General features: G+C 44.7%; 9 protein-coding genes. 4 read left to right on the forward strand and 5 right to left on the reverse strand.

Going from position 1 to position 13,273, the window contains the following annotated elements; all coding sequences use genetic code 11:
- The first annotated feature begins 23 nt into the window (after window positions 1–23).
- Entirely contained in the window at window positions 24–1,016 is a 993-nt protein-coding gene (locus tag QUB44_RS01120) for a Rieske 2Fe-2S domain-containing protein (RefSeq protein ID WP_333362040.1), read from the forward strand.
- Between the two features lie 225 nt (window positions 1,017–1,241).
- On the opposite strand, the gene QUB44_RS01125 is transcribed toward QUB44_RS01120, so the two are convergent.
- Window positions 1,242–1,670 carry an MAPEG family protein gene (locus QUB44_RS01125; protein ID WP_333362044.1) on the reverse strand — a complete coding sequence of 143 codons (429 nt, stop codon included), beginning with the start codon at window positions 1,668–1,670 and terminating at the stop codon, window positions 1,242–1,244.
- 35 nt (window positions 1,671–1,705) lie between these two features.
- Window positions 1,706–2,539, reverse strand: coding sequence for a sulfurtransferase (locus QUB44_RS01130; protein WP_333362047.1), 834 nt, complete (start codon window positions 2,537–2,539; stop codon window positions 1,706–1,708).
- A 181-nt stretch (window positions 2,540–2,720) separates the two neighbouring features.
- On the opposite strand from QUB44_RS01130, the gene QUB44_RS01135 reads away from it, so the two are divergent.
- Window positions 2,721–3,464: a LuxR C-terminal-related transcriptional regulator gene (locus QUB44_RS01135; protein WP_333362050.1), complete on the forward strand. Its 744-nt coding sequence runs from the start codon at window positions 2,721–2,723 to the stop codon at window positions 3,462–3,464.
- 129 nt (window positions 3,465–3,593) lie between these two features.
- On the opposite strand, the gene QUB44_RS01140 is transcribed toward QUB44_RS01135, so the two are convergent.
- From QUB44_RS01140 to QUB44_RS01150, 3 genes are all read right to left on the reverse strand, one after another.
- A complete protein-coding gene (locus QUB44_RS01140) occupies window positions 3,594–3,785 on the reverse strand; it encodes a hypothetical protein (RefSeq protein ID WP_333209441.1) in 192 nt (63 codons plus the stop codon).
- A 706-nt stretch (window positions 3,786–4,491) separates the two neighbouring features.
- Window positions 4,492–4,764, reverse strand: a complete 273-nt coding sequence (locus tag QUB44_RS01145) for a hypothetical protein (protein WP_333362053.1) — start codon at window positions 4,762–4,764, stop codon at window positions 4,492–4,494.
- A gap of 69 nt (window positions 4,765–4,833) precedes the next feature.
- The gene (locus tag QUB44_RS01150; protein ID WP_333362056.1) at window positions 4,834–5,031 is read right to left on the reverse strand and encodes a hypothetical protein; all 198 of its coding nucleotides are present in this window, start codon (window positions 5,029–5,031) and stop codon (window positions 4,834–4,836) included.
- 511 nt (window positions 5,032–5,542) lie between these two features.
- Between QUB44_RS01150 and QUB44_RS01155 the strand changes: the two genes are divergently transcribed.
- Window positions 5,543–11,233: an AAA family ATPase gene (locus tag QUB44_RS01155; RefSeq protein ID WP_333362059.1), complete on the forward strand. Its 5,691-nt coding sequence runs from the start codon at window positions 5,543–5,545 to the stop codon at window positions 11,231–11,233.
- A 460-nt stretch (window positions 11,234–11,693) separates the two neighbouring features.
- Window positions 11,694–12,884, forward strand: a complete 1,191-nt coding sequence (locus QUB44_RS01160) for a hypothetical protein (protein ID WP_333362062.1) — start codon at window positions 11,694–11,696, stop codon at window positions 12,882–12,884.
- The last annotated feature ends 389 nt before the right edge of the window (window positions 12,885–13,273 follow it).

Below are 13,273 nucleotides of genomic sequence, written 5' to 3' on the forward strand. Positions count from 1 at the left end.
TTTTATGTCTAAAGGAGAACACCATGCAGTCTATGCTTCCCGGTGCGCCTTGGCTGTTGGCACATAAGTCAATGCTGGCAGCGAACCAGCCTCGCAAAATTTCCTTGTATGGCACCGACTATGTGATGTGGAAAGATATTGCCGGAACCATCCATGCCTTGCCCAATGCCTGTCCGCACATGGGAGCAATGCTGTCGGAAGGATGGTGCGAAGCCGAAAGCGATCGCCCAAGCGGTGTCGTCTGCCCCTTCCATGCCCTGAAGTTTGATGCTGAAGGCTGCACCGTATTACCCGGATCGAATCAGAAAACGTTGCCCTTACTCAAACCGTTAGATTTGATTGTTCAAGATGACTTCATTTGGTCTTATGGGGGATACGAGCCACAAGTCCCCATTCCCAATGTACTCAAGGAAATCGCAGAAACTTACTACTTCATCGGGCATACCGCCGATCGCAGTATCCAGACGGATTTGCTGACTATGCTGCTAAATATGCACGACTATAATCATCAAAACGGTACTCACCGGGACTTGTTTAGGATTACCGATGTGGAATTTCATCAATTCATTGATGAAGGACATCAATCCCATGCGTTTTACGATATGCCTACTGCCCCTTACAGTTTGGCAGAAAAGCTCAGAAAGCCTGATTTATTACTACTGCCCAGCACAATAAAAGCGCACCTAGAAAATCATTTCCCATCCCTAGTAATTTTTCATGGAGAAATGCCATTCGGCAAAGCTGCACAGTGTCATATATTCGTACCAGAAGCCGAGAATCGAACACGGACTTATATTTTGCTGTTCGGTCAAGCAAAGCATCCTCTATTTAAGCTGTTGGGGGGGACGTATCTCAATTTTGGCAAAGTTGTCGTGGATCAAGATGCGGATATTTTAGGAAAAATTTATCCCGATACGCCTCAGAAAATTAAACTCAATAATGAAGTGGGGATGGACTGGGTACGACGCAATTTTGAAAGCTTTCCAAATGTGAGGGAGCCTAATCTTTCAAGGTAGATACTGAAGATGGCTTCAGCCTCATGCCAGACCGATAGCTTAAGCAGTCAAATTGGGAAGTAAATTTGGATTGCTGAGAATTCTGTGAAGCAAAGTTTGAAGCGAATGTTCCGTTAGTATTCTCTTGTATTCTACCAAGTATAGAAACAAGAAAAATTAAGACTAAAAACTAAAAGGGCGATCGCACGCTCATTGAAGGGCGATCGACCCACGGTAATAGCGTACCTACGTGCCAAAGTGGATAAGTGCTGCGCGGATCGCGATGAACCACACCGCGAGCGTGGCAAATAGGTAGAGGTAGAACCGAAGTATGATGAGATTGAATGTGCAATGAACAGCACTATGCAATGTGCGAAACACAACGAAGACCCACGCGGCGTTCACATACACTGTATCCACCTGCTTTGTGATGAACAGATATAAGACAAGCGCATAGAAAAGTACCGGAATCTCGAACAGGTTTTTTAGGTTATCCGATGGATTGGATACGCTTGGTGGCGAAATTTGTGCCAGTGCGCCCGGTACAGCAAGTTCCTCCGGGGTGAGCTTTCTACTGGTGATAAAACTGATACGGCGAATGTACATATACACCCAGACGAGGAATGTGAGAAACACTGTTGCAAAGAAGGGGCTGAAGATTGTATCTTGCGTCATTTTTACCTCGATCTTAACTTAGTAGAACATTGTAGTTAATGCTCGATCGACACATTTGCTAGACGGCTCCACTCATTCCACGAGCCGTCGTAATTTCGCACATTGGGATAACCTAGTAAATACTTTAAAACAAACCAGGTACACGCCGATCGTCCTCCAATTGCACAGTAAGGAAACACTTCTTTATCAGCCGTAATGCCCTGGCTGTCATAGAGGGTATGTAACAATTCTGGTGATTGAAAAGTTCCATCTTCATTCAGAGCTAGGATGTGTTCGAGATTTACTGCCCCTGGAATATGACCCGCGTGTTCCGTTCCTTCTGGCGGCTTCATCATGAATAATTCGCCACGATATTCTTCAGGGGTGCGAACATCTAGCAACACGCAATCCGTCCGATTCAAAGATGCGTGAACCTCTGGTTGTAACACCCGCAAATTAGCATCGGGGGATTTCGCATGATACTGTGCGGGTGCGAAGTTGGATAACTCCGATACCAGTGGGCGACTTTCTGCAACCCATTTCTGATATCCACCGTTGAGAACATACACTTTGTCATGTCCAAAGGTTTTCAAAAGCCAGAAAATCCAGGCTCCTGTGTTAGGATAGCTTCCATAGGCGATCGCAGTTGTTTCAGAGGAAATTCCCGATCGCGAAAGCAATTTTTCGATCGCATTTGGATCGAGATTAATGCTGAAATTTGGTATTAGCAAATCTGTAAAAATATTCCAGAACACAGCACCAGGAATATGAGCATTTTTGTACGGTTCGGGACTCATATCAACTTCAATCACCCGCACGGTTGGATCGTTAAGATGATCCATGAGCCATTGCGTATCGACCAAAACTTCAGGATGAGCATATTGGGACATTGGTTTTCTCCGATCTTTGGCACGCTTAGCTAAGATTAGGATAGGTAGATTGGCTTGCCCAGTCCTCGATCGGGTACTCTTTTTGACAATCAAGCAATTTCGTTACAAGCCCCCGGATTCATCCGTGGGGTCAATTCTAAAATCTAAAATCTAAAATCTAAAATCGGTTGACACCATCACCATGAAAAGCCCCTTGCAGCTTTTATTTGAAGCGATCGACCACGTAAAGAACGAACAAGATTTGCGATCGCAAGTCGTGCCCAAAATCGGTGAGTATTTTGCAGCTAAGCGATCGGGAATCTTTTTCTTCGATCGACTGCCCTTGGTAGATAGCAATCTTCAGAAAACACTGCAAATTGGACTATCAATCGAACATAATCCTGTTGTGCGTTATCTAGTGGAGCGTCACTCTCCTGTCCATGAAGCATTGGTGGCATCTCCCAAGGTTTGGACAATAATTTGTCCCCGACCCGATCATTGGCACGTGATGGCGGGACCGATCGTAAATAGCGGTAAATTAGCGGGTGTAGTGGGTTGTACGCGCGATCGGTCAATGCCCGCCTTCGATACAGAAAATCTAGCGGATTTGAGTGCGATCTGTTTGCACTTGTCTGTTTGGGCTGCAACCGTGCGCGAAGCGAAGCTATCCCGTAGAGAATCGCAACACCAACCTTTCAAGACCTCACGCATAACGCCTCGTGAATTGCAAATTGCCGAATTGGTTGCTTTGGGGCGAACCAACGCAGAAATCGGAAGGGAACTTTGGATTACTGAGAATTCAGTGAAGCAAGCTTTGAAGCGAATGTTCCGTAAGCTTGAGGTTTCGTCTCGTGCAGAAATGGTCGCACAGCTTTCCGCGACAAAATATAATTTGCCAAGCGTAAAAAGCTCTCCATCCAACTTGATGCAGAACATCCACCAATAAACTTAACGCTAGAAACCCCAAGAGCGATGGCACTTAATTGAAGAGCGATCGCACTACTGATAATTTGGAAGTATCGGGTATTGCGATCGAGTGTGGGAAACTACAATTCATCAAATGAATGATTACATATTAATTTGTAGTTTTGGGCAACAATTGATTTAGCGCACCGCACAAGTATCGCTTCACGGTATCCCTACTGGCGCCCACGCCGCTGGGAATGGTAAAGATCATCTCGACAGTTAATAGATTTCCGTCGGGTGAGGCAAAAACATCGATCGGCAAAGCACGCTGAAATGCTGTTGCGGGATTTTCGGCTTTCATGACACCTGTGCTCACATCGGTGCTGATCGTTCTGATGCTCTCGCGGGCTAAAATGGGTCGTAATTGGGAAAATGCTCTCTCTATCGATAACCCCTCAACCTGAACACGTGCAGAAAAGGCGGCACCATTCAAAAAGTCCCCCTTTTTTTGAAAGCTTTCCTCGCAGGTTGTGGCCACAGCGGGGGTGGCTAAACATATGAGAGCTAGAGTCAATACAAGCGATCGCATATTAACTGATTTATAAGAGTGAAACAATCATCAAGATCATGATGCACCATCATAGGATTATTTGGCAAGTGATGCAAATGCCTTCGATGGTTTTTAGCATGAGTTGCATTCCGGTTAGTATTCGCTGCTATCCTAGCAACTAGAGAAACTAGAATAATTAAGGGTAAAGACTAAAAGGGCGAGCTATCGTATTTAATAGAAGCTCGTACTGAATAGAAGGTCGATTTAATGCTGGATTCTCATTTTTTAACAACTTTTCACTCGCTTCACGTAAGTTCGCTTGTAGGCTGCCTAAAGTTTCTCATTGAGAATGCGCTCTCTTAGAAACCGGAAACATAGACTACATATAAATCAGTGTCAAGGTCTTTCGGGATCACCGCAGTAAACTTTCTCATAAATTTAAACTCAAACAGCTTGACTTTCAAGCAATATCCAATAAAATTAAGTTGAGCATATTTGTCACCTAGCCTACGTGAAATCACTTATAAAAACGCTCAATAACACTACCTAGAGATGCCGCAAGTTTATATCCAGTACGGAGATGCAAGAGTCTAGCATTTGGATGTTTCGCACTCAGGTAATCAGCAGCGTGTAAACCATTTTCATCAACTTTATAGTCGCCTGTTTCTATATCAATGATGACCATCTTACCAACATTCTCTTCTAAGTCAATTTTTGAGCGGATTCTGCTCTCATACAAATGTTTGGCACGAGGCAGGACTTCTTCACGATTCCAAAGGATGGTTTGCATACATTCCCCCTTTTTTGTAACTTTTGATCCTGTTACGGACGTGGGCTGTATTACGCGAATTCACCATGTTTATCGAGCGAGTTCTTGGGTTTTACCTGCGTGATACTCAGCCCGTGGCGCAGCAAGTTTGGTAAGAGGGTCGGGAGAACGAGCATTTGGTGGTTCCCCACTGGGATCATCTTCAAGCTCTTCCATAATCGTATCTTGCTCACTTACAAACCAGGTTTTCAACTTAGCGATAATCGCGCCCTCAAGTAACTCAGTCATGGTTAGCACACTCTTACAATATACCTCTAAAAAAAGTAGGCAAGGCGATCGCGAATTGTACACTTTTAAGAGCAACGATCGCGCCCGGTCGAATCGCTACAAATATGTTGTAGTACGATGTAGAATCCTAAGTTGGAATAATTCAGGCTGAGACAGATAATGAGCTACTGGGATGTAAAAAACCTGAGCTATGGAAACTTTAAACGTCTGTGGGGAGTACGTCCAGAGACATTTAAACAGACGGTGGATTTAGTGCGATCGCATAATTTATCTGGATGCGCTTGTCCAAACGCCAATTCTTGGTTTTCCAACTCCAGCACAGGTATTATAGTTATAGTTAAAGATTAGACCATAATGCACTTTAGCATTGAATGAGCGGACAAAATATTGGCACTTGCTAACAAGCTGATGCTCTGCTCGTTTAAATTTTCCCAACAGGCGATCGAATATCGCTGTCTCAGGTTCCCATCAATTCCACACCCGAATAATCGAAATAATCGAAATAACGAATATGAAAACCACGCTGCCCGGTTACAAACTCTTATCGTTGCCCCTTCACGAAGGAGTCAATACAGTTATTTATCGCGGGGTTAGGGAGTTCGAGCCAACTCCGGTTATAGTAAAAACCCTTAAAGCCGAGTATCCCACAATAGAAGAAATCGCGCGGTTGAGACATGAATATAAAATCCTCAAAACTCTGGACATGGCAGGGATTGTCAAAGCTCACTCTTTGGAAAAGCATAATAACGGTCTGGCGCTAATATTAGAAGATTTTGGGGGAAAATCTTTGAAAAACCTAATGGCAGCTAAACACCTTGAAATAAGCGAATTCCTAAGTCTGGCAATTCATTTGGCAGAGACCCTAGCTCAACTGCATGAAAATAAGATTATCCATAAAGATATTAAACCGCAGAATATCATTATCAACTCCAAAACAGATAAAATTAAAATCATAGATTTTAGCATTTCCACTTACCTAGAGCGAGAAAACCAGAGCCTCAGCAATCCCAACTTGCTAGAAGGCACCCCCGCCTATATGTCTCCAGAGCAAACCGGGCGGATGAATCGCTCAATTGACTACCGCACCGACTTTTACTCATTAGGTGTCACCTTTTATGAAATTCTGACTGGAAAGCTGCCGCATCAAGCCAGCGACCTCCTGGAATTAATTCACTGCCATATCGCTAAAAGACCAGTGCCACCCCATGAACAAATCCCTGAGATTCCCAAAGCGCTTTCTGACATCGTAATGAAATTATTAGCCAAAACCGCTGAAGACCGATACCAAAGCGCCCTAGGGCTAAAAGCTGACCTAGAAATGTGCGGTCATCAACTGCAAACCCATGGGAAAATTAGCAACTTCTCAATCGGTAAGAGGGATAAATGTGGACAATTTCTCATCCCGCAAAAACTCTATGGCCGCGAGCAAGAAGTAGCCACTTTGATGACAGCCTTTGAGCGAGTCTCCGGCGGAAACAGCGAAATGATGCTAGTGAGCGGTTACTCAGGGATTGGCAAATCTTCCTTAGTGAATGAAGTTCAAAAACCCATTCTCCGGCAGCGCGGCTATTTTATCTCCGGTAAATTTGACCAATTAAAGCGAAATATTCCTTATGCTTCTTTGATTCAAGCTTTCGCCGGCTTGATGCGGCATCTGTTAACAGAAAGTTCGGAAAAACTAGCCATTTGGAAAGAGCAACTCTTAGAAGCTTTAGGCTCAAATGGCCAAGTCATAGTAGATGTCATTCCCGAAGTCGAACTGATTGTGGGCCCTCAAGAAGCTGTTCCGCAAGTGGGGGCATCTGAATCCCAGAATCGCTTTAATCGCGTCTTTAAAGAATTCATTCATGTATTTACTAAACCCTCACACCCGCTCGTCGTCTTTTTGGATGACTTACAGTGGGCAGATTCGGCATCCCTCAAGTTGATTCATCTGCTTATTTGTGACCCGGACAGCCAATATTTACTGCTGATGGGAGCCTATCGAGATAACGAAGTCAGTCCGACGCATCCATTGATGCTGACGTTAGATGAGATTCAAAAGAATGGGGCGGTTGTAAATAATATCACCCTCCGTCCTTTGGATATTGGCAACGTCAGCTTGCTGGTAGCCGATACACTGAATGAGTCTTCCGCTCCGAGAAACCGGGTTTCTGAATTGTCCGAGCTACTTTTTAATAAAACCCAGGGCAATCCTTTCTTCTTGACTCAGATGTTCGCTACTCTGCATCAAGAAAAGCTATTCACCTTTGATTTCAGTGCCGGGTGCTGGCATTGGTCATTGAACCAAATTCAAGCGGTAGGCATCACAGATTATAATGTCGTCGAACTGATTGCCAGAAACATTCAAAAACTCCCGGAGGAGACGCAAAAAGTCTTAAAGTTAGCCGCCTGTATAGGAGACAAATTTCATTTAGAAGTTCTAGCAATTGTCACTGAAAAATCTCAGTCGGAAACGGCGACTGATTTGTGGGAAGCACTTCAGGCTGGCTTGGTTTTGCCCCTGAGCGAAGCATACAAAATCCCTCTCGTTTTTACCTCCGATGAAATGAGCAGGGAAGTAAATCAGAGAATAGCTCCAGATTCTCCTCTGCTATCATCCTCACCTGCCTCTTTGCCTTACAGCCATAATGCGCCTATCGCTTACAAATTTCTCCATGACAGGGTGCAGCAAGCGGCGTATTCTCTTATTCCAGAATCTCAGAAACAACAGACCCACTTGAAAATTGGTGAACTGCTACTAGAGCATACTCCAGCAGAGGAGATTGAAGAAAATATCTTTGAAATTGTCAATCAATTAAATGTTGGGGCTGATTTTATCACCGACCAGGCAAAAAAAGATCGCCTAGCCCGATTAAATTTGATAGCAGGCAAAAAAGCTAAGGCAGCAACAGCTTATGAAACTGCCGCCAGACAACTAAGGTTGGGGCTAGAACTCCTCAGAGAAGATAGCTGGGAAACCCAGTATGACCTGACGTTTCCTCTGTATGCGGAAGCGGCGGCGGTGGAATTTCTAAATATCAACTTCGAGAGAGCAAAAATGCTGTCTGAGGAGGGTCTAAAACACGCGAAAACTCTGCTTGAAAAAGTAAAAGTTTATGAAATCCAAATGCAGTTTTATACCCAGCAAAATCAGATGCAGGTCGCGTTCGATATTGCGCTGCAAGTTCTGGGTATGCTGGGCGTCTCCCTTTGTCCAGAACCTCCACAAGAGATGAATACCGAGGCGTTAGCTTCTCTGCCCGAAATGACGGATCTCAATAAGCGAGTGGCTATGGGGATATTATTGAAATCCGCTCCTCTTGCTTTTCATGTGGCTCCTGCCTTACTTCCACAAGTTCCATTTACAATGATTCATCTGTGTATTCAATATGGTAATTCACCCCAAGCTGCTTCCGGGTATGCGGTTTATGGCCTGATTTTGTGCGGGCATCTGGGTGAAATTGAGGCGGGATATCGCTTTGGACAACTAGGTTTAAATTTGTTGGATCGATTTGATGCCAAAGAACTGAAATCTTACCTATATGTAGTTTTTAATGCTCACATTAGACACTGGAAAGAGCATGGGAAAGAAACTTTAGTACCATTAATTGAAGGTATCAAAAGTGGTCTAGAAACTGGAGATTTAGACGATGTGGGTTATAGTTGTATTTACTATTGCGATCATATATTTTTTACAGGTCAACCGCTGGAGTTTGTGGATCAGAAGCAGGCGCAGTATCTTGATTTACTGCTGAAGCTTCAACAAGATTCGCATATTCCTTATTTGAAACTATGGAGAGTAATGGTATTACAATTACTCGCAGCCCCTGAAGAAAGATATACGATCAAGGGCGAAGCTTTGAATGAAGATGAACTCCTGCAACAGTCAATTGCTGACAATCAACATATGTTTGTTTTTGTTGCTCACCTGACAAAACTGATTCGATTCTACTTGTTGAAAGATTACGCTCAGTCAGTGAAAAGCGCCAGCGAAGCAGAAAAATATAAAGAAGGTGCACCGGCGCTGATGAGTGGTGCGGAACACAATTTCTACTATTCTCTGGCCCTCCTGGGTCAATATCCCCAAGTTTCCAGCAGCGACCAAGAAGAATTCTTGAAGCAAGTGGCGAAAAATCAAAAACAAATGCAGCAATGGGCAGTTCACGCTCCTGCAAATTATCAACACAAGTACGAGTTAGTGGAGGCGGAGAAAGCGCGGGTATTGGGAAAAATTGGCAAAGCGATGGAGTATTATGACGCCAGCATTCAAGGAGCCAGAGAACAGGGATACATTCAGGAAGAAGCCCTAGCTAATGAACGGGCCGCCGAGTTTTATTTTTCTCGCGGCCGGGAGAAGATAGCAGAGATTTATTTGACGGATGCTTACTATGGCTATGTTCGCTGGGGAGCGAAAGCAAAAGTGCAGGATTTATCAAAAGAATATCCTGAATTCTTCTCGCGAATACTGACTAAAGAAGTCCCCAACTTCGACATATCACGGACGACCAGCTCGACGACTACGGGGAGTTTTGCAGCACTGGATTTCGCCTCTGTGATGAAATCTTCTCAAGCTATTTCTGGCGAAATTGTTCTGGAAAGTCTGCTTTCTAAGTTATTGAAAATTGCGATAGAGAATGCTGGGGCTGAAAAAAGTTACTTAATTTTAGAAAAAGATGGTCAACTGGTGGTAGAAGGGACGGCAAGCATAGATAATAATGAGGTCGTAGTGCTGCAATCCACACCGATAGAAACGAGTCATAAATTGCCGTTTTCTATCCTCAACTATGTGGCTAGAACTCAGGAAAATCTGGTTTTAAATGATGCAAGTCGGGAGGGAATTTTTACGAGGGATAGCTATATCGTCAACGCCAAACCGAAGTCCATTTTATGTATGCCGATCGTCCATAAAGGAAAGCTCATTGGTCTGCTTTACTTGGAAAATAATCTGACAAGGAGTGCGTTTACTCCCGATCGCCTGGAAGTTTTAACCGCGATCTGTTCTCAAGCGGCGATTTCTCTGGAAAATGCCCGACTCTATGCCAATTTGTCTGAGGCGACTGACAGCCTGAAACAAGCCAATGAGCAATTAGAAGATTACAGCCGAACTTTAGAACATAAAGTGGAAGAGAGGACGCAGGAATTAAAGGAAAAAAATCTGCTCCTGAGCCAGGAAATTCGCGATCGCGTGCAGATAGAGCAAGCTCTGCGACTATCAGAAGCGCAATTAAAAAAACAAGCCGAACAACTAGAGCTTTCTTTCCAAGAACTCAAGCGCACCCAGACCCAGCTAATTCAGACTGAGAAAATGTCCTCACTGGGACAGATGGTGGCCGGGGTAGCCCACGAAATCAATAACCCGATTAACTTCATATATGGCAACCTGAGTCACGTCAGGACTTACTGTGAAGACATACTAGGACTGGTGAAACTCTATCAAGAACAATACCCCCACCCCACAGCAGCGATTGTTGAGGATATGGACGCAATCGAATTAGATTTCTTGATGGAAGACTTACCCAAAGTGCTGGATTCGATGAAGGTGGGGGCAGACCGAATTCGCGAAATTGTCCTCTCCCTGCGAAACTTCTCGCGACTGGATGAAGCGGAAATGAAAGAGGTCGATATCCATGAGGGCATCGATAACACCCTACTGATTTTGCAGCACCGACTGCAAGCTAAACTAGACCAGCCTGCTATTCAAATCATTAAAGAGTACGGCCCGCTGCCGATGGTGGAGTGCTATGCCGGCCAACTTAACCAGGTGTTTGTAAATTTACTCGCGAATGCGATTGACACTCTCAATGACCAAAGGGGGCCGCGGGCGATCGCAATTCGCACCTCAGTGGGATATGGGGAAGAAGAAAAATCCCCGATTTCCAATCTCCCCCTTGCGGAAAGCTCTACATTTTCTTCGGCTGAGGTGGATTCCCAGAACCTCGCCCCGACCCGGAAAGGTCCCCAATTTGTTGTGATTCGCATTTGCGACAATGGCCCCGGTATGACAGAGGAAGTGAACCGGCGGCTGTTCGACCCGTTCTTCACGACGAAACCCGTAGGGAAGGGCACGGGTCTGGGGCTGTCAATCAGCTACCAGATTGTGGTAGAAAAACACCGCGGACAGTTGAAGTGTGTTTCTCATCCCGGTCAGGGGGCAGAGTTCATTATTCAGATTCCTATTCGACAGAACTCTCAAAAATTGGCTTTGCAAAGCCAAACCTGATGAGTAGTTGTTATTGGTATTTCCAGGGATTCGATGGCGGGAATTGTGTCGGGATTTGTGCGAGCAAAAGCCTGAAACAAGCTTGCCTTAGCGCTTAACAGCAAGACTGAAACGACAAGGGCGATGATCTAGAAGCCCAGAACGATCGAGCGATCGCGGTGCTGATACTCCATCCATATTGGTTCTCACCCAACATGGGTACATCGAATTTACCACAATCACTGCCGGGTGCTTCCGGCTCAGCAAAGCTATTCGTGAAGCAGAGACGTTAAGCCCATCGGCTCAAGGCTCATCCCGGCGTGGAGGTGTTGTCCGGCGCTCGATCGCAAGCATACAAACAAGGAATGACAAAGGGTGCGCCGGATGTGACCTAAGTACCAGATCGGCTTCACCCTCCTCTTATATTTGTACTCATTTCGAGTATAATAGTTCAAAATGAGTACAAATATAAGAGGTTATTATGATGGCACTTTCACGCCCTCGCTTACAGGTTGTGCAGAATGACGAGATTGCCAAGGCAATTGAGACAATTCGCAAACACCGTCCCGGACTCATCAATGATTCGATGGTGGTTACATCAGCCTTGGTGGAATATGCGCTGGCTTTAGAGTCAGACAAGCCCCGACAAGCTAACTATCAAACCCCCTACGGCATGACAATCGTGAAAACAGGTGATGTAACCTGTGAAACCGGAATCTTCCAGTTTCTGATTCGGAACTTTAACCGCATCGCCGCCATTTTCGCGCATATTGACAATGAAGATGATATGTTCATGGATTACATTTCACGGGGGGAAAAGCCTGTCTATACCTTTGTTTTCAAGGGAAAGGGATTTACTGATTTTGAGTTTGTCCATATCGCAACTAATGGATCGTTCTTTGAGGAGTGTCTGACGCTGCTTGTATTAGATTTCCAACATCATCGCGATGATATTCGCTTTAATGTTATTTACGCTAACCAGTTTGAGGAGAGATGGGGGAAGAAATCCGTTAGTGATTATGTTCCATCCCTCGATGAAATGGCTAGAGCGTTTTTTCAGGATGAGAGCTACTTGTTTGGCGGCGGCGGTGGGAAAACTTCATGTACCTGGGATTTAGACTGGCAAGCTGATACCACTCCATATCAAGGGTTTGAGATGAGGGATACACGGTATGTTGACTATTCACGTGCACTCGTAGGATTGAAACCGTCTTCCCTTGGAAGAGAAAAATATGACGTAGCAGACTTAGCCTGTTCTGGTGTGTTAACTGTCGATCGAGATTTACTACATCTTCGGTTTCGATGTATGTGTGATGGGTGGACCGAGGAACAACAAGATCTAGATTTTTACGAACTGGGGCTTATCTTTGGTCAACACTTCGGGTATAAGGCTATTTTTTCACCTGCAAGATTTCTTAGCAATATCTCTACCCTCACGGACGACACCGCAACTAACGCGACTGTGTATGTTGAGAAGGGTAAGCGAATAGAAGTATTGCCAATGAAGTGGGAAGATTCATGGTTTACCTGCACTGTTGACGGGAAAGCCAGCAATCATGGATGGAGTCACTTATATAATAACCCTAACCCTTTTAGACTCTACGATATGAATGATTTTTTCCCTGATCATTTAGAGCGGTACAAGCAAAAGAAAAAGAACCCCAAACAATAATCGGCGGGACGCTTAACTCGACTTTATCCAAATGCTAGAACCTTTACTTAGCAATGACTCTGGCGTACCAGATTTTCTCTAGACTTTTCTGGACAATGGATAAAGTCGAGCTTAGGCTGTGTTGACTGCAACATTGCGATCGCCCCTCACTGTAGGTTGGATTAAGCTTGTCACGTCCTTACTTGTGAATCAGCCGGGAACGTGAAACCAAACATGACTCGATCGGTCGATCGCAATTAACTAGCTATAGAAAAAAGTAAACCTTGAGACTTAACATCTGCACTTAGAGCTTCTTGAAGTATCTGGCGACTCGGAATAGCTCGAAGCCCACCTTTTCATAGGTGTGACGGGCTCTTTGATGACCAGGATCGGGCGTTGCTGAATAGAAG

The organism is Microcoleus sp. AT3-D2, from assembly GCF_036705715.1.
Lineage (GTDB): Bacteria > Cyanobacteriota > Cyanobacteriia > Cyanobacteriales > Microcoleaceae > Microcoleus.